Annotated in this window: 15 protein-coding genes; 5 read left to right on the top strand and 10 right to left on the bottom strand. The window is 64.7% G+C overall.

Annotation, left to right across the window (positions count from 1 at the left end; translation table 11 throughout):
* Window positions 1–105 precede the first annotated feature (105 nt).
* The gene (locus SAS01S_RS09860; protein WP_066807514.1) at window positions 106–1,887 is read right to left on the bottom strand and encodes an ABC transporter transmembrane domain-containing protein; all 1,782 of its coding nucleotides are present in this window, start codon (window positions 1,885–1,887) and stop codon (window positions 106–108) included.
* 196 nt (window positions 1,888–2,083) lie between these two features.
* On the opposite strand from SAS01S_RS09860, the gene SAS01S_RS09855 reads away from it, so the two are divergent.
* Window positions 2,084–3,301 carry a polyhydroxyalkanoate depolymerase gene (locus tag SAS01S_RS09855; RefSeq protein ID WP_066807513.1) on the top strand — a complete coding sequence of 406 codons (1,218 nt, stop codon included), beginning with the start codon at window positions 2,084–2,086 and terminating at the stop codon, window positions 3,299–3,301.
* 190 nt (window positions 3,302–3,491) lie between these two features.
* Here SAS01S_RS09855 and SAS01S_RS09850 read toward each other — a convergent pair whose 3' ends face one another.
* The 4 genes from SAS01S_RS09850 to SAS01S_RS09835 all read right to left on the bottom strand — a co-directional run bounded on the left by SAS01S_RS09850 (window position 3,492) and on the right by SAS01S_RS09835 (window position 6,438).
* Window positions 3,492–3,983 (bottom strand): pyridoxamine 5'-phosphate oxidase family protein, encoded by a 492-nt coding sequence (locus SAS01S_RS09850; protein ID WP_066807512.1) that lies wholly within the window; start codon window positions 3,981–3,983, stop codon window positions 3,492–3,494.
* An 83-nt stretch (window positions 3,984–4,066) separates the two neighbouring features.
* The gene (locus SAS01S_RS09845) at window positions 4,067–4,624 is read right to left on the bottom strand and encodes a DUF805 domain-containing protein (RefSeq protein ID WP_066807511.1); all 558 of its coding nucleotides are present in this window, start codon (window positions 4,622–4,624) and stop codon (window positions 4,067–4,069) included.
* Between the two features lie 39 nt (window positions 4,625–4,663).
* Window positions 4,664–5,842, bottom strand: a complete 1,179-nt coding sequence (locus tag SAS01S_RS09840; protein ID WP_066807510.1) for an acetyl-CoA C-acyltransferase — start codon at window positions 5,840–5,842, stop codon at window positions 4,664–4,666.
* Between the two features lie 131 nt (window positions 5,843–5,973).
* The gene (locus tag SAS01S_RS09835) at window positions 5,974–6,438 is read right to left on the bottom strand and encodes a MaoC family dehydratase (protein WP_066807509.1); all 465 of its coding nucleotides are present in this window, start codon (window positions 6,436–6,438) and stop codon (window positions 5,974–5,976) included.
* Between the two features lie 141 nt (window positions 6,439–6,579).
* On the opposite strand from SAS01S_RS09835, the gene SAS01S_RS09830 reads away from it, so the two are divergent.
* Window positions 6,580–9,504 carry an L-glutamate gamma-semialdehyde dehydrogenase gene (locus tag SAS01S_RS09830; RefSeq protein WP_066807508.1) on the top strand — a complete coding sequence of 975 codons (2,925 nt, stop codon included), beginning with the start codon at window positions 6,580–6,582 and terminating at the stop codon, window positions 9,502–9,504.
* 21 nt (window positions 9,505–9,525) lie between these two features.
* Here the strand turns inward: SAS01S_RS09830 and SAS01S_RS09825 are convergent, their stop codons facing one another.
* Together SAS01S_RS09825 and SAS01S_RS09820 are read right to left on the bottom strand one after the other, a co-directional pair.
* On the bottom strand, window positions 9,526–10,746 hold the full coding sequence (locus SAS01S_RS09825) for a mechanosensitive ion channel family protein (protein ID WP_084238771.1): 1,221 nt from the start codon (window positions 10,744–10,746) through the stop codon (window positions 9,526–9,528).
* 8 nt (window positions 10,747–10,754) lie between these two features.
* The gene (locus SAS01S_RS09820) at window positions 10,755–11,756 is read right to left on the bottom strand and encodes a DNA topoisomerase IB (RefSeq protein ID WP_066807507.1); all 1,002 of its coding nucleotides are present in this window, start codon (window positions 11,754–11,756) and stop codon (window positions 10,755–10,757) included.
* A gap of 105 nt (window positions 11,757–11,861) precedes the next feature.
* On the opposite strand from SAS01S_RS09820, the gene SAS01S_RS09815 reads away from it, so the two are divergent.
* On the top strand, window positions 11,862–12,413 hold the full coding sequence (locus tag SAS01S_RS09815) for a type 1 glutamine amidotransferase domain-containing protein (RefSeq protein ID WP_066807506.1): 552 nt from the start codon (window positions 11,862–11,864) through the stop codon (window positions 12,411–12,413).
* 44 nt (window positions 12,414–12,457) lie between these two features.
* On the opposite strand, the gene SAS01S_RS09810 is transcribed toward SAS01S_RS09815, so the two are convergent.
* The 3 genes from SAS01S_RS09810 to SAS01S_RS23260 are packed head-to-tail and all read right to left on the bottom strand — an operon-like array spanning window position 12,458 to window position 15,098.
* A complete protein-coding gene (locus SAS01S_RS09810) occupies window positions 12,458–13,603 on the bottom strand; it encodes an acyltransferase family protein (RefSeq protein WP_084238769.1) in 1,146 nt (381 codons plus the stop codon).
* Window positions 13,600–14,973 (bottom strand): putative O-glycosylation ligase, exosortase A system-associated, encoded by a 1,374-nt coding sequence (locus tag SAS01S_RS09805; protein ID WP_066807516.1) that lies wholly within the window; start codon window positions 14,971–14,973, stop codon window positions 13,600–13,602. The genes SAS01S_RS09810 and SAS01S_RS09805 overlap by 4 nt, the downstream gene beginning before the upstream one ends.
* Entirely contained in the window at window positions 14,973–15,098 is a 126-nt protein-coding gene (locus SAS01S_RS23260) for a hypothetical protein (RefSeq protein ID WP_281178807.1), read from the bottom strand. The genes SAS01S_RS09805 and SAS01S_RS23260 overlap by 1 nt, the downstream gene beginning before the upstream one ends.
* A 126-nt stretch (window positions 15,099–15,224) precedes the next feature.
* Between SAS01S_RS23260 and SAS01S_RS09800 the strand changes: the two genes are divergently transcribed.
* Window positions 15,225–16,469, top strand: coding sequence for a TIGR04063 family PEP-CTERM/XrtA system glycosyltransferase (locus SAS01S_RS09800; protein ID WP_066807515.1), 1,245 nt, complete (start codon window positions 15,225–15,227; stop codon window positions 16,467–16,469).
* Entirely contained in the window at window positions 16,439–17,443 is a 1,005-nt protein-coding gene (locus SAS01S_RS09795) for a hypothetical protein (RefSeq protein ID WP_066807505.1), read from the top strand. The genes SAS01S_RS09800 and SAS01S_RS09795 overlap by 31 nt, the downstream gene beginning before the upstream one ends.
* Window positions 17,444–17,493: the final 50 nt, after the last annotated feature.

The raw sequence follows: 17,493 nt of genomic DNA, 5'->3' as shown, positions 1-17,493 counted from the left end.
GGGAGGGGCCGGGGGAGGGCCTGTCGCAGCGGGGACATTTACGTTCCGCAGCGAAACATGCCCTCCCCGAACCCCTCCCGCAAGCGGGAGGGGCTTAATCGTAACTCACGCCGCCTCGCTGAACTGCAGCGCGGCCAGCCTGGCATAAAGCCCGCCCTTGGCATTGAGCGTGGCGTGCGTGCCTTGCTCGACGATGCGGCCATCATCCATCACGATGATCCGGCCGGCCGCGCGCACGGTGGCAAGCCGGTGCGCGATCACCAGGGTAGTGCGCCCATCCATCAGCCGTTCGAGCGCCTGCTGGACCAGTTGCTCGCTTTCCGCATCGAGCGCGCTGGTCGCTTCGTCGAGCAGCAGGATCGGCGCGTCGCGCAGCAAGGCGCGGGCGATCGCGACGCGCTGGCGCTGGCCGCCCGACAGCCGTGCGCCGCCTTCGCCCAGAAAGGTATCGAGCCCGTCGGGCAGCTTGCGCAGGAAATCCGCGGCATTGGCCGCCTCAGCCGCGGCCCAGATCGCGTCATCGCTCGCATCCCACTCGCCGTAGCGCATATTGTCGCGCGCCGAGGCACCGAAGAGCACCGTTTCCTGCGGTACCATCGCGATACGGCGGCGAATGTCGGCCGGATCGGCCAGGGGCAGGGAAACGCCGTCGATCCGCACCTCGCCCGATTGCGGATCGTAGAAACGCTGGATGAGCTGGAACAATGTCGTCTTGCCGGCGCCCGACGGTCCGACCACTGCGACCGTTTCGCCGGGCTGTACGTCGAGCGAGAAATCGGCCAGCGCCGAAACATCGGGCCGAGTCGGATAGCGAAAGGTGACGTGATCGAACGTTATCGCGCCGCGCGCCGGCTCGGGCAACGCGACCGGGTGTGCCGGCGCAGCAATTTCGGGCTGTTCGGCAAGCAATTCGCTGAGGCGTTCGGCCGCGCCGGCGGCACGCAACAGATCGCCATAGACGTCGCTCAGCGCGCCGAACGCTCCCGTCGTCAATATGGCAGTGGCGATGAAGGCACTGAAGGCGCCAGGAGACATCCGCCCGCCCGCGACGTCGGTTGCGCCCGCCCATAAGAGCAATACCACCGCTCCGAAAATCAGCGTGATGAACATCGCGGTCAACAAGGCGCGCAGGAAGATTCGGCGTTTGGCGATGGCGAAGCCACGCGCGACGGTGTCGGAGAAGCGCCGGCTCTCGCGCAGCTCCTGGCCGAATGCCTGAACGATCTTCATCGCCGAGAACACCTCGACCGCCATCGCGCCGATATCGGCGATGCGGTCCTGACTGGTGCGGGAAGTTGCCCGCAGACGACGTCCCAGGAGGATGATCGGTATCAGCACGATCGGAATGCCGATCAGGATCATGCCCGCGAATTTCGGCGACAGGATGAACATCGAGACGGTGCCGCCGATCCCGGTGATCACGTTGCGCAGGGCCACCGATACCGTGGTGCCGACCGCCATCTCGATCTGCGTCGTGTCGGACGTCAGGCGCGAGGCGATTTCCGACGGCCGGTTCTCCTCGAACCAGCGCGGTGTGAGCCGCAGGAGATTCTGCTGAACGGCGACCCTGACGTCGGCGACGGTTCGTTCACCCAGCCAGGAAACGAAATAAAATCGGATCGCGGTCGCGAGGCCGAGGATGCCGACGATGGCGAACAGAAGGTAGAAGACGCTGTTGACGTGCGACATGTTCGCGCCGTGCGCGAATCCGCGATCGACCAGCGGTTTGAGTACCCAGGGAATGAAAATGGTGGCGGCGGACGTGATGAGCAGGGCAAACAGCGCGATTGCGAGTTGGACGGGGTAACGACGCGCGTAGAACCATACCATTGTCAGACTGCCCAGCTTTCGGCCGGGTTTGGGCGTATCGCTGGGCGCATCCGTCATCGTGCCGCCGCCCTAGGACTTGTGTTCGTCAGCGGCAATGCCCCCGAAACGATATCGCGGTGCAGCAACGCCTGCGCGACCAATGGCGAGGGACATACTGGACCCGCAACGATCTATCGCATTGCGCGTTGTGTGCGGTGCAACACGGGCCTAAGGGTCCGTACCGGGGAAACGGTGTCACATGTATCGGGGGCAAATGCTCTACAACGCTTACGAGATGCAACGGTCCATGCTGGCGGGTGCCAGTGCCTGGGCCAATTTCAGCGCCGAACTGCTGAGCAACCCTGCTAATCCCTTTGCCTATTTCGGTGGCGGGCCAGTGCTCGGCTCTGCGCTGGAAGTATTCGCGCACGCCTCGGCGCCGCGCGGCAAGCCCGAATTCGGGCTCGATCGGACGACTATCGACGGCAAGGAAGTCGACGTCGTCGAGGAGATCGTCCTCCGCAAACCGTTCGGTCAGCTCAAGCGTTTCGTGCGCAAAGGCGTGACCGGCGGGCCCAAGCTGCTGATCGTGGCGCCGATGTCGGGCCATTACGCCACGCTGTTGCGCGGCACGGTCGAGCGGATGCTGCCGTTCGCCGAGGTCTATATCACCGACTGGCGCGACGCGCGGCAAGTGCCGCTGGTCGAGGGTTCGTTCGATCTCGACGACTATGTCGATTACATCATCGAATTCCTCGAGACGATCGGCGAGGGCGCGCACATGCTCGCGGTCTGCCAGCCGTCGGTGCCGTGCTATGCCGCCGCCTGCCTGATGAGCGCGGACAAGAATCGCTGCCGGCCGAAATCGCTGACGATGATGGGCGGACCGATCGACACCCGCGAGGCGCCGACCGCGGTCAACACGCTGGCGACCGAGCGCCCGTTCGCTTGGTTCGAGCAGAATGTCATCGCGACCATTCCGCTCAATTATCCGGGCGCCGGCCGCCGCGTCTATCCGGGCTTTCTCCAGCTCGCCGGGTTCATGACGATGAACCTCGGCAACCACATGATTTCGCATTGGGAGATGTTCAAGCATCTCGTCCAGGGCGACGACGAAGGCGCCGACGCGACCAAGGATTTCTACGAGGAATATCGCTCGGTCTGCGACATGACCGCCGAATTCTACCTGCAGACGATCGAGGTCGTGTTCCAGCAGCACGCTCTACCCAAGGGCGAGATGATGCATCGCGGCCGCAAGGTCGATCCGGGCGCGATCACCGACATCGCGATCCTGGCGATCGAGGGCAAGCGCGACGACATTTCAGGGCTCGGCCAGACCAAGGCGGCGCTGACCATCGCGACCAATCTGCCGGCGTCGGAGAAGAAGCACCTAGTCGCCGATGCCGGCCATTACGGCATCTTCAACGGCAGCAAATGGCGCAACCAGATTGCGCCAGTGCTGGAAGATTGGATCACCACGCACGGCGGGTGAGGCGGAGCGAAGCCTCTATAAAATCCTCCGTCAAGCCGGCCCTGTGCCGGCACCCACCGTGGTCTCAGCCCGGATGGTGAGGTTTCAGCGGGAACCGCGAACAGTTGGCCCCGCTGCTCCGTGGACCCCGGCACAAGGCCGGGGTGACGAAGGGATGGAGGCTGCCGAAGAGAGCCTCCGGCCACGCGGCTCAGGCACCAGTCGACTCCGCCGTCGTCCCCATCTTCGCATGGCTGCCTTCATCGCCGGCCTTGATCTTGCCACCGAACAGCATCTTGACCTTGCCGGCGATCGACATGTCGGTTTCCCACATCTCGGCATCGTCGACGTCGAAGCGCAGCAGCGCGAGGTTGGGATCGTCCTTGCCGCCCGGAAACCAGGCCTCGACCTGGTTGTTCCACAATTTGTCGATCATGCCGAAATCGTTGTCGATCCGTACCTTGCCGGCCAGGCAGGCGAAGAAATCGTGCCCTTTGGATACGAATTGCGCCATCGCCATACCGCCCTTGGCCAAGCGATTGTCTTTGCCGATGAAGAAGTAGATGGTGTCGACCTGATCCTTGTCGAGTTGCGCGGTCAGCGGCTCGCTATGCTGACCGTCGCCGTCCAGCCCGATCATCACGAACGGGCTGTCGGACAGTTTCTTCCAGAAATGCTGCTTGATTTCGGCGGCGTCGGCCATCGTGTCTCTCCTGCTGGGTCTCGACACACAACGAGCCGCGCGCGGAGAGTTTCCGCACCGACCCACTCAGGCCACTTTCGGAGTCAGGCCTCGGCCGGGATCGCGTCCGTCCTGTCGGTTGTGTTGGCCCGCCTTGGATCAGGACCGAACCGGTTGGCGCCCCGTGTCGGCTGCCAGAGAAACAGCAGCACATTAACGACCATCAGCGCGACGAGGACCACCATAAGCGAGATGGTCCATGGCGTCGCGCCGACACCTTTGTGGAACTCCAAAGGGCCGAAATGAAACGCCATCGACGCGGCATGGCCAGCCGGTGCAGTGAACCACTGCAATGCTGAGAATGGCACGATCGACAGTGGGACTAACGCCCACCATCCGCTACGTCCCTGATCGTGCAGCCGCCGGACAAGCAAAGGAATCCAGGGCAAGGCCCAGGCAAGGCTCCACAAGATCGCCGCCGCGTAAAAGATCGGCGGGGTCGGGTCGCTGATCGTCAGCGTTCCGGCATTGGCGACAAGTCCAAGCAGCCAGAACGACATGACCTCGTTGCGCGTCGACCGCCCGCGGAATTGAAATGCGTCGACGAACGGTCGGAATGCCAGCCGGAAGGAAAGACGATTAGGATCGTAATCGGCGCGCATGGCGCGAGGATGCCGTCGCGGCATCCTCGCGGTCAAGCGTCAGAGAACCTCGAACAATCCAGCCGCGCCCATGCCGCCGCCGACGCACATCGTCACGACGACATACTTCGCGCCGCGGCGCTTGCCTTCGATCAGGGCGTGGCCGGTGCAGCGTGCGCCGGTCATGCCATAAGGATGGCCGATCGAGATCGAGCCGCCGTTGACGTTGAGTAGCTCATTCGGAATGCCGAGCTTGTCGCGGCAGTAGAGCACCTGCACCGCGAAGGCCTCATTGAGCTCCCACAGGCCGATGTCATCCATCTTGAGGCCGTTGCGCTCGAGCAGCTTGGGGATTGCGAAGACCGGGCCGATGCCCATCTCGTCGGGCTCGGTGCCGGCGACCGCCATGCCGACATAGCGACCCAGCGGGGTCAGCCCGCGCTTCTCGGCCAGCTTCTCTTCCATCAGCACGCTGGCCGACGATCCGTCCGACAGCTGCGACGCGTTGCCCGCGGTGATCGTGAAATCGGGGCCGAGCACCGGCTGGAGGCCGCGCAGGCCCTCGATCGAGGTTTCGGGACGATTGCCTTCGTCCTTGGTGACGGTCACCTCGTGATGGGTGACTTCCTTGGTTTCCTTGTTGGTCATCGCCATCGTCGCGGTGACCGGCACGATTTCGGCGTCGAAATAGCCGGCCTGCTGCGCGGCCGCGGTGCGCTGCTGCGACTGAAGCGAATAGTCGTCCATCGCGTCGCGGCTGATATTGTAGCGCTTGGCCACGACCTCGGCGGTCTGCAGCATCGGCATGTAGACGTCCTTGTGCACCGCCAGCAGCTCGTCGTCGCGGCCGACGCGCATCTGCGGGGTCTGCACCATCGAGATCGATTCGACGCCGCCGCCGATCGCCACGTCCATATTGTCGACGATGATCTCCTTGGCGGCCGTCGCGATCGCCATCAGGCCCGAGGCGCATTGGCGGTCGAGCGACATGCCGGCGACGGTCACCGGCAGGCCGGCGCGGAGTAGCGCGAGGCGCGCGATATTACCAGCCTGGACGCCCTGCTGCAGCGCCGCGCCGAACACCACGTCCTGCACTTCGGCGGGATCGATCTTGGCGCGTTCGACCGCGGCCTTGATCGAATGGCTGGCGAGCGTCGGCGAGGGCAGGTTGTTGAACCCGCCGCGATAGGCGCGGCCGATCGGGGTGCGGGCGGTGGAGACGATGACGGCGGAACGCATGTGGTTTTCCTTCTGCTGACTCCCCTCCCGCTTGCGGGAGGGGCAGGGGGAGGGCAGGTCCCTCCTCATTCACGGCTGGGCTGGTCGACAGACCCTCCCCTAACCCCTCCCGCGAGCGGGAGGGGATTTACTCACACGAAAATCTGGCTGATCCACTCGGCGATCAAGGCGGGCTTGTCCTCGCCTTCGATCTCGACGGTGAATTCGTTGGTTTGCTGCCATTGGCCGGGGCGTTTCTCGATCAGCTCCATCAGCTTGAAGCGGCCGCGTACGCGTTTGCCCGAGCGGACCGGGGTGATGAAGCGGACTTTGTTGCCGCCGTAATTGACGCCCATCTTCACGCCCTCGATCTTGGGCTGGTCGGCGACCTTGGACGAGAGCAGCGGCATCAGCGACAGCGTCAGGAAGCCGTGCGCGATAGTGCCGCCGAACGGCGTCATCGCCGCCATTTGCGGATTGACGTGGATGAACTGGTGGTCGCCGGTGGCGTCGGCGAACTTGTCGATCATCTCCTGGCTGACTTCGACCCAGTCGGAAATGCGCTCCGTGCCGATCTGCGTCGCCAGCTCGTTGATAGAAATTGTATCATTGCTCATCGCCAGAACATTCCCTTTGAGCGTGTTTTGGCGCTAAGGCCGTCCCGCATCCTCTAGGCTCGCCTCGGCCCGTGAGGCAAGTCCGACCCGACCGGAAACTGGAAAATGACCGCTGACGCTACGTCCTCCGCCCGCACTTCCATGGCAAAGCTTTATCGCGCGCCCGAACCCGAAGTTCTAAAACCGCTTTTGACGCGCGCCGCACTGACTCCCGAATCGCGCAGGCGGGTGCTGGGCCATGCCAGCGGACTGCTGGCGGATTTGCGCGCTGCACAGACAAAAGGCTGGGTGAACCAGTTCCTGCAGGAATATCGGCTGAACTCGTCGGAAGGCGTCGCCCTGCTCTCGCTGGCCGAAGCCTTCCTGCGCGTGCCCGATCCGGAGACCGCCGATCTGCTGATCGCGGACAAGCTCGGCGATGCCGACTGGCGCGCGCATACGGGCGAGTCCAACTCGTCTTTGGTCAACATCGCGACCTGGGGCCTGGTCGTGGGGCGCGTGCTGGTCGGTGAGGGCGAAGGCGGTCCGCTGCGCCGGTTGATCAGCCGCGCGGGCGAGCCGTTCGTCCGCCAGGCGGTGGGTGCCGCGATGCGGATGATGGGCGAGATCTTCGTGATGGGCCGCACCATCAAGGAAGCGGCCGATCGGATGAAGAAGCCCGAGAACAAAGGCTTCACGGCGAGCTTCGACATGCTCGGCGAAGCGGCGCGGACAGTCGAGGACGCCGCGCGCTATTTCAACGCCTATACCGATGCGATCGACGCGGTCGGACGCGATCCCGCCGCCGGCCACTCGATCTCGGTCAAGCTGTCGGCGCTCCACCCTCGTTACGAAGTCGCGCAATATGATCGCTGCGTGCCCGAACTGACTCAGATGCTCGAAGCGCTCGCGGTGCAGGCTGCAGGCAAGGACATCGCTCTGACCGTCGATGCCGAGGAAAGCGAGCGGCTCGAGATGAGCCTCGACATCATCGGCGCGGTCGCGGCGTTGCCCAGCCTGAAGGGCTGGGACGGGTTCGGGATGGCGGTGCAATCCTATGGCAAGCGCGCCCGCCTGGTAGTCGACTGGGCCAACAACCTCGATCGCCTGATGAATGTGCGGCTGGTCAAGGGCGCCTATTGGGATAGCGAGATCAAGCGCACCCAGGTCGAAGGGCTGTCGGACTATCCATTGTTCACGCGCAAGGCAGCGACCGACGTCTCGTATCTCGCGGTGGCGCGCGATATGCTCGACGCCAAGAATATCCGCCCGGCCTTCGCCAGCCACAATGCGCTGACGGTGGCGACCTTGCTCGAATGGGCGGGCGACAATCGCGACTTCGAGTTCCAGCGGCTCCACGGCATGGGCGAGGGGCTGTACGAGCGGTTGGTTCGCGAGCAAGGCTATCATTGCCGCATCTACGCGCCGGTCGGTGGGCACCGCGATTTGCTCGCCTATCTCGTCCGCCGTCTGCTGGAGAACGGGGCCAATTCGAGTTTCGTCCACCAGCTCGCCGACGAGCGGCTGACCGAGGCCGAGATCCTCGCCGATCCGGTCGAGAAGATTGCCGCTGTTGGTGGGGCGCGGCATCCGAGCATTCCGCTGCCGATCGACCTGTTCGGTGATCGGAAGAATTCGAGCGGGATCGATCTTAGCGATCGCGACGTGCTGGCGAAAACCGCGGCGAGCGTTGCCGCGATGCCGCCGCTGGCGGCCGAGAAGATCGATGTCGCCGCGGCAATCACCCGCGCCCATGCTGCCTTCCCGGGCTGGTCGGCGACGCCGGTCGATGAACGCGCGGCGATTCTCGAACGCCTCGCCGATCTGCTTGAAACCAATCGCGACGAGCTGATGGCGATCTGCGTCAAGGAAGCGTTCAAGACGATCCCCGACGCGATCGGTGAGGTGCGCGAGGCCGCCGATTTCTGCCGCTATTATGCCCAGCAGGCGCGGTCGGGCCTCAAGTCGATCGAGCTTCCCGGGCCGACCGGCGAGCGGAACACGCTCCACCTCGACGGGCGCGGCGTGTGGGCGACGATCGCGCCGTGGAACTTCCCGCTGGCGATCTTCCTCGGCCAGACCGCCGCGGCTTTGGTCGCCGGTAACGCCGTGGTCGCCAAGCCCGCGCCGCAGACGCCGAAGATCGCGGCGGCCGCGGTCAGGCTCGCGCACCAGGCCGGCGTGCCGGAGGACGCACTGATTCTGGCGCCCGGTGGCCCCGAAGTCGGCGCGGCGCTGACCGCCGATCCGCGCATCATGGGCGTGGCCTTCACCGGCTCGACCGCGACCGCCAAGAAGATCGCGCGCAGCCTGCTTGAGGACGATGCCCGTCCGATTGTTCCGCTGATCGCCGAGACCGGCGGGATCAACGCGATGATCGTCGATTCGACCGCGCTGCCCGAACAAGTGGTGATGGACGTGGTCACCTCGTCGTTCCGCTCGGCGGGGCAACGCTGCTCGGCGCTGCGGCTGCTGCTGGTGCAGGAGGACGTGGCCGACACCATCATCAAGATGCTCGACGGCGCGATGGACTTGCTTGTGCTTGGCGATCCGGCCGATCCCAGGACGGATGTCGGCCCGGTGATCGATCAGGCTGCGTACGACAAATTGATGGCCTATCGCGAAAGCGCGAAGGCGCGGGTCGTCAAGACGATCGATGCACCGGCCCAAGGCCTGTTCGTGCCGCCTACGCTCATCCGGCTGGACGCAATCGAGGATCTGCAGGCCGAATGGTTCGGCCCGATCTTGCATGTCGCGACCTGGCAGGCGGGCAAGCTCGCCGAGACGATCCACCGGGTCAACGCCAAGGGCTATGGCCTCACCATGGGCCTGCACAGCCGCATCGCGCGCGCCGGCGACGTGATGGAAGCCGAGGCTCGCGTCGGCAATCTCTACGTCAATCGCAGCATGATCGGCGCGATCGTTGGCTCGCAGCCGTTCGGGGGCGAAGGCCTTTCCGGCACCGGGCCCAAGGCCGGCGGGCCGCATTACCTCTATCGCTTCGTCGCCGAACGCGCCGTCTCCACCGACACGACCTCGGCCGGCGGCAATGCTACATTGCTGTCATTAGATGAGGGCGGGATCTAGCGCGCGACATCACGTCGACGCTCAGCCGGGCGCGCCCTGGTCGCCCACCGAGCGGTCGCCCGACGACGGCGGCGGCGCGATTTTATCGTCGGCGGCCCGGCGCGGTTTCTTGCGCGTCGGCCAGGTTACGCCGGAATCGGCCGCCGATATTCCGGTCTGCGCCGGATAGACGAGTGCGATGCCCTCCTCCTGGAAGCGCTTGATGATCGATATGCCGATCGAATGCCGTGCATCGTACATGTCCTGGAAAACGGCTGTTGGGGAGTCGAACTCGAGGTCGAATTCGTACGCCGTAGGAGTGAACGCCGCGAAGCCTGCGCGGACGAACTTCTGCCCATGATCCTCGACGATCTGCTTGAGCAGATGGGGAAGCGCCTCAAGCTGGTCGACCGGCGTGGTCTGGACGATCGCGAGCGTGAAAATGACGCGGCGATATTCGCGGCGCGAATTGTTGACGATCTCGAAATCGAGCAGCTTCTTGTTGCCGATCACGCGTTCTTCGCCGTTGGCGCCGCGGATGCGGGTCGATCGCATGCCGATATATTCGACCGTGCCGGCCGACTTGTCGTAGGTGATCGCATCGCCACGCCGGAACGGGCGGTCGAAGATGATCGCGATCGCCGCGAACAGATCGGCGAAGATGCTTTGCGCCGCCAGGCCGATCGCGATGCCGCCGACGCCGAGACCGGCGATCAGCCCGGACACGTTCACACCCAGATTGCCCAGGATCATCACCAGAGCGATCGCGAACAGTGCGAAGGTCACGAACAGGCGGATCAGGCCCATCGCGTTGGCCAGCGTCTCGCCATGATCCTCGCTCGCCGCAGTGCGATGCTCGATCCCGCCGAGGATTATCTCGCGTGCCCAGATGGCGCCCTGGAACACCGCGGCTACAGTGAACAGAAACCGGACGATCGCCGCCACCTGATACGGCGCGTCGCCGATCGCCGCGACCAGTTCGGCCGAGGTCATGATGATGAAGAAATTGCCGGTCTTGGCGACCGCGCGGCCGAACACCGTATACCAGCCGGTGCCGCTTTTATCGCGATTACACAGGCGACGTCCGAGCGACTTCACGAAATGCAGCGCAAGGAAGATCAGCACCCCGACGCCGATCGCGATCAGCACCTGCAGCCAGTGCGCCGATATCCAGGCGGCGCTAGTCTTCCATAGCGAGAGCGTTTGCGCCCGGAGGTCGCTCGCCGTGAGGTCGGCGGCCTTTGGCAGTGCGGTGTTGTTCATGAAATTCCTTAGGCTGCCTTGCGCCGCGACCTCGTCTCGCCGGTAAGGAAGGCGATCAGACCACGCTCGTAACGATCGAGATAGCGGGTCGCGCGCGGCAGATCGAGATGCTCGCGAAATCTGGTCTGGCCGCCCTTGGCAAGCTCGATCAGGGCGGGATGGATATAGGATTTGCGCGCGATCGCCGGGGTGTTGCCGAGCGCTTCGGTCACCGGCTCGAGCATCGTCTTCAGCCCGATATCGTGATCGGCGCTCGCCAGCGTCTCGAACGCGATCACGCTCGCTCCCCAGGTACGGAAATGCTTGGCGGTGAAATCGTCGCCGGTCGCCTCGCGGATATAGTCGTTGACGTCGGTCGAGCTGACGCCGTGCGGCTGGCCATCGCCGTTGATATACTGAAATAGCTGCTGGCCGGGCAGATCCTGGCATTTCTTGACGAAGCGGGCGAGGGTGCGGTCGGTAATGACCAATGTCCGCATCTTGCCCGATTTGGCGCGGTAGCACAGCTTCAGCGTCTGGCCGCGGATCTCGGCATGGCGGTCGCGCAGGGTGGTCGCACCGAAGCTCTTATTGGCTTTCGCATATCCTTCGTTGCCGACGCGCAGATAACCGATGTCGAGCAGCTTCACGATCGCCGCGACGGTGCGCTCCTTGCTGTGCCGGCGCGTCTTGAGATCGGCTTCGACCCGCGCGCGCAATCTCGGCAGCACCAGGCCGAACGCGGCGCAGCGGTCATATTTGGCGCTTTCCCGCGCGGCGCGGAAATCGAGATGATAGCGATATTGCTTGCGACCGCGCTCGTCCCATCCGACCGCCTGAATATGGCCGTTGGGGTTGGGCGAGAACCAGGCATCGCGATAGGCCGGCGGCAGGCCGATACGGTTCAACCGGTCGATCTCCTCGCGGTCGGTGATGCGGTTGCCTTGCGGATCCCAATAGCCCCAGCCGTGCCGTACCTTGCGCCGGGTGATCCCCGGCATGCTGTCATCGCAATAGACGATACGGGCCATTGGCTCTCCCTTCCGGACGTCTTTCGAAATGCGCGGATCATCGCTTCGTTCCGGAACGTCCGCCGTCCGCGGTCGGTTGGAGCGGGGATGACAAGGAGATTAGCGATGGCCGACCTGAACAATGCGCGCGTGCTGATGATCGCCACCGACGGGTTCGAGAACGATGAGCTGTTCAAGCCGCGGCAGGCACTGATCGATGCCGGTGCCAAGGTGACGCTGGCCTCGATCTCGACCGACCCGATCCAGGGAGAGAAAGGCGGTGAGAAGGCCGACACGATCGCCCCCGACATCACCCTGGGTGATGTCGATACCGAGGAATTCGACGCTCTGGTCATCCCCGGCGGGGTCGCCAATCCCGACAAGTTGCGAACGCAGGGACGCGCCGTCCAGATCGTCGAGGAGTTCATGGACGACGGCAAGATCGTCGCGGCGATCTGTCACGGGCCGTGGTTGCTGGTCGAGGCGGACGTGGTCGACGGCCGCAAGGTGACGAGCTGGCCGTCGATCCGCACCGATCTGGAAAATGCCGGGGCGGACGTGGTCGATGAGGAAGTGGTGGTCGACGGTAAATTGATCACCAGCCGCAAGCCGGACGATATTCCCGCGTTCAACCGGGCGATTATCGAAGCGTTGGTGGAGGAGCTGGCGGAGGCCTGATCAGAAAAAATCCTCCCGGGCATGGGGAGGGGGACCGCGCGGCGTCAGCCGCGCGGTGGAGGGGGCCTCCACGATGCCACATCCGTTTGGAGGGCCCCCTCCACCAAGCCGCTTCGCGTCTTGGTCTCCCTTCCCGTTCCGGCGAGGAATTTTAGGGCATTCACCCATTTCTGCGCCGGCCGCTCGACCAGGTGATACAGCGCCACCGAACCCGCCAGTACCATCGCGAGGTACAGCCCGATCAGCACCGGGTGCACCGCGTGCGCATCGCTGACGAACACCAGCTTGAACACCACGAACAGCATGAAGTGCGACAGATAGGTCGCATAGCTGATCTCGCCGAGATAATGGAGCGGCGCCCAGTCGAGCGGATTACCGCGCATCCCCGAGGTGAGCGCGAGGGCGAGCAGCAAGGCGGCGAAGGCAAAAGGCACCGCGAGCTGCTCGGGCAGGCCGATGGCCCAGCCGATGAGCATCAGTCCGGCAACAGCGAATGCCAGGATGGCAGGCAGAGCGGGAACCTCCCGCCAGCGCAGCCACAGCGCACAAAGCACGCTGCCCGCGGCGAATTCGGTCAGGCAGCGAACGGCGCCGAAATGCACGATATTATGCCCCAGCGTCGGCAGATGCGCCGTCGCTGCCGCCAGGATGAGCAGGAACGCCGCTGCCGCCAGCACAATCAGCCAGCTCGGAAGCGTGCGCCAGTCGACCGCGCGCACCAGCAGCGGAAACAGCAGATAGGCGGCAAGCTCGCAGCTGATCGACCAGGCCGGATCGTTCCAGGTCAGTGCGTCGGTGAATCCCCAATTCTGTAGCAGGAAGATGTGCAGCGGCAGCTCGCGGAACGGATATTCGACCGGATCGTGGCGCCCGGCGGCGGCCAGCGCCAGCGCGAGCAGCACCGCTCCTGCCAGCACGACGAGATGCAGCGGCCAGATCCGCGCGACGCGCTTGTGCAGGAACGCCGGAACGCCGCGCCAGCCTTCGGCGCGGAGCCGGTCGCCCCAGCTCAGCCAGATCACGAAGCCCGACAGCAGGAAGAAGAAGTCGACCGCCAGATAGCCCTTGGCGAAGATGTGCAGCCACGTCGGCGACAGCCCGTCGATTGTCAGTCGGATATGATAGAGCACGACCATCCACGCGGCGACGCCGCGCACGCTGGTCAGCGCGCGAAGCTCCGGCCGGGTCATGCCAGCGCGGGGTTGGGCGGAGGGTCGGCCGCCGGCTTGGCGCGCTTCATCGGGCGGAAGCTTTCCTCCGCGCGCCGGCGCTTGAGATAGGTGTCGAGCCCGATCTGCGCGCCGATCAGCATGAAGACGAACGGCTGGAACGCGATCGCGACGAAGCACGCGCCGAGCATGTAAAGCAATTGCCCCGATTGCAGCGCGCCGGCGAGTGGCGCGACCCAGGCATAGTCCTCGCCTGCTTTTTTGTAGCGCTGGCGGATCACTTCCATCCGAATCAGCCCGCTCAGACTGATGAACAGCCACATGATCAGCCCCGGCCAGCCTTGCTCGCCGAGCATCTCGAAATAGGCCGAGTGATAGGCGCGCGCGCGGTCGACGGTCAGCGTGGTATCGAGCTTGGAATTGCCGGCGGTACCGTCCAATTTCACGATGTCGTAGCGAATCTGGTTCTGGCGATACATCTCGAAGCCGCCGCCTAGCGGGTGCTGCTTGACGTAGTCCCAGGTCCATTTCCACACCGCGACGCGGGTCGCGGCGGACTCGTCCTGCTGGTACGACTTAATCGTGCTCATGCGGTCGGTGAATGACTTGGGCAGGAACGGCACCGCGACCAGTCCGAGCGTCGCGACGACGCCAAGATAGAGGAACTTGCGCTTCGAATCGCGCAGCATCAGCACGCCGAGCAGGCCGATGCAGAGCAGCCCGGTTCGCGTCGAGGTGCCGATCGGCATCAGCAGGCAGGCGAACACCAAGGCGTAGCAGAACAGCTTCCGCTTCCAGTCGTTGGGGAAGATCGTGCCATATTTCTCGAGCCATAGGATGGCCGGGATGATCGCGATCGCCACGGTCGAGATGGTCGATCCCTCGTACAGCCCCGAATTGTTCTCCACCATCAGGTTGAGCGAACCATAGCCGCCGCCGCCGGCCAGCGTCTTGATCCCGCCGACGATGATGATCGATGCCGCCGACAGGATCATGAAGGTCAGCAGCGCCTCCAGCCTGAGACGCGTGCGAAGGGTGAGCGGCAGGAAAGCGGCGAACGCCAAACACTTCCAGACCCAATCCCATTTATCCAGCGCCTCGACCGGGAAATCGGCCCGCATCGTGGTTGTCGCGCACCAGGCGAGGAGGAGGACGATGACGAACTGGCGCGGCGCGACCCGGCTGTCCTTCTTGTCGTCGATCAGCGCCCAGGAGCCGACCGCCAGCGCCACCGCGATCAGCGAGATCGGCACCGAATTGAGCAGCAGATAGGTCAGCCGCTGCGGTGAGACGATGTCGATATAGACATAGCTGAGGATGAACAGAAACGGCCGACGAAACGCCAGCGCGAAGAACATTCCCAGGAATCCGACAAAGGCGAGGTCGTGGATCATCGCCGCTTGATCTTGCTTGGCGGCTCGGGCCGCTCGTCGTCGAGGTCGCGGCGGCGCAGCAGGAGGAAGATGGCGAGCATCATCAGGCCATGCGTGATCGCGATCGCGAAATTGTCGATCATGCTACTGTCTTCCAACCGATCCGAAGCGCGCGCCCTCCGACAGGCTCGGGGCGAACGGGTGTGGGTTGGTCCTACCGCCACCGGGTTGACGTGCCGTTAAACAGTCGCGTGGCATGGAAAATGACGATGAAAATCCTTCACGTCCTCGACCACGGTCTGCCGCTGCAGAGCGGCTACACCTTTCGTACCCGCGCGATCCTGAAGGCGCAGATCGCGCGCGGCTGGCAGGTCGCGGCGGTGACCGGGCCGCGCCATGGCGAGGCCAAGGTCAATGCGGAGATGGTCGACGGGCTCGATTTCTACCGGACTGACGTTCCCGCACCGGCGCGCAGTCCGATCCGCGAATGGCGCGAAATCGCCGCGCTTGCCGATCGCGTGACCGAAGTCGCGCGGACCTTCCGCCCCGATGTGATCCACGCCCATTCGCCGGTGCTCGATGCCGTAGCGGCATTGCGTGCCGGCAAAAGGCTGGGCGTGCCGGTAATGTACGAGATTCGCGCTTTCTGGGAGGATGCGGCGGTCGGCAACGGCACGGGCAGCGAGGGGTCGCTCCGCTATCGCGCGACGCGCTGGCTCGAGACCCGGGCAGTACGCCAGGCTGATGCGGTCGCGGTGATTTGCGACGGGCTGAAGGACGATTTGATCGATCGCGGCATCGACCCGGCCAAGATCATGGTCTCGCCCAACGGCGTCGACCTGACCCTGTTCGGCGAACCGCTGCCGCGCGACGCAGCTCTGGCGGCAGAACTCGGCCTTGTGGCCGATGACGATGTGGTCGGCTTTATCGGCAGTTTCTACGATTATGAAGGTCTCGACGATCTGATCGCGGCGATGCCCGCGCTGGTGGCAAATCGCCCGGCGGCGAAGTTGCTGCTGGTCGGCGGCGGCCCGATGGAGCAGGCGTTGCGCGCGCAAGCCGCGGCGTCGTCGGTCGCCGGCGCGATCCGTTTCGTCGGGCGCGTTCCCCATACCGATGTCGAACGCTATTATAGCCTGGTGGATGTGCTCGCTTATCCCCGCAAGAAGATGCGGCTGACCGACCTGGTCACGCCGCTCAAGCCGCTCGAGGCGATGGCGCAGCGGCGACTGGTCGCCGCCTCGGACGTCGGAGGGCATCGCGAGCTGATTCGCGACGGCGATACCGGCACGTTGTTCGCGCCCGACAGCCCTGCGGCGATCGCCGATGCGCTGGCCGGGATGTTCGCGGATCGTAGCGGATGGGAAGCGCGGCGGACCCGGGCACGGGCCTTCGTCGAACGCGATCGTAACTGGTCGTCAAACATTTCGCGTTACGCCCCCGTTTACCAAAGAATTATCGAAGCTCGGAAAACGGACCTCAAATGGACGCCACCCGCGGTCGCCAGCGCCTGAATTTTCCCTCGCCCTTCGCCGCGATTCTGGGCGAGGGCGGGGCGATGCGGTTCGCCGTGCCGCTGGCGCCGGCGATCGCAATGTTACTAGCCGCGCTCGGCGGATTGATGTTCCTGCTGATGCCGACCGCAGTGCTCGAGGATCTGGTGGTCGATAGCGGGATCGCCTCGCTGGTCACCGCCGCCCAGCCGCCGCTCGGCATCACCGCGCATTTCGCCATCGCTTTCCTGGTCGCGCTCGTCGTCGGGAGCGTCAGTTGGTTCGGGCTGTTCCTGTTGATCGGCACGCGAGTGGTCGCGCTGGGCCGCAATGCGCGCGAAGACGGCGTTCCCATCTTGCGCCGGGCCGACGCGCATCCCGACGCGCCGCCGCGCCGCCCGGTCTTCGCCAATCGCGACCTCGGCACGCCGTTTCTCGAAGTCACTGCCGAATCGTCGCTGCCGATGTCGGTCGCCGATGCAGTGGCGTACGTGCCGCTGGTAGTCGAGGAACGTGATATCCCGGCAGATCTCGACACGCCGCTCGCCACCTATCGCAGTCCTCTGGATCCGCCGCTGCCCGCTCCCGATCCGCTGCCGCTCAGCCGGATCGACGAACCTGTCGCCGCGTCTTCGCCGATTCGCGCGGAAGCGCCCGCTCCGGAGCCGATCATCGCGGTCGATCCGCGTCCCGCCCGAATCGATCCGATATCACCAGCCATTGTCCCGCCCGCCGAAGATCCCGCGCCGCGTTTCGCGTCGCACGAGCGGATCGAGACGTTCGAGCTAACGCCGATGGTGCGCTCGGCCGAAACGTCGGCCCCGTTGCCGTCGGCGACGATCCACGATTTGCTCGACCGGCTGGAGCGCGGCGTCGCCAAGCGCAAGGAAGTCCCGGCGCCCGAACCAGAAGTGCCGGAAGCGGAGGTTCCCGCGGCAGGATCGCTCGAGGAAACGCTCGGCGTGCTGCGCCAGCTCGCTTCGCGGGTCGGCTGACGTTCGCTCAGTTGGATAGGTGAAGTACTTGTGCTCCTGCTTTCGCAGGA

It is taken from the genome of Sphingomonas asaccharolytica NBRC 15499 (assembly GCF_001598355.1).
GTDB classification, from domain to species: Bacteria; Pseudomonadota; Alphaproteobacteria; order Sphingomonadales; family Sphingomonadaceae; genus Sphingomonas; species Sphingomonas asaccharolytica.
Note: the sequence above shows the minus strand (reverse complement) of the source record. Positions and strands in the feature narration are given on the sequence as shown.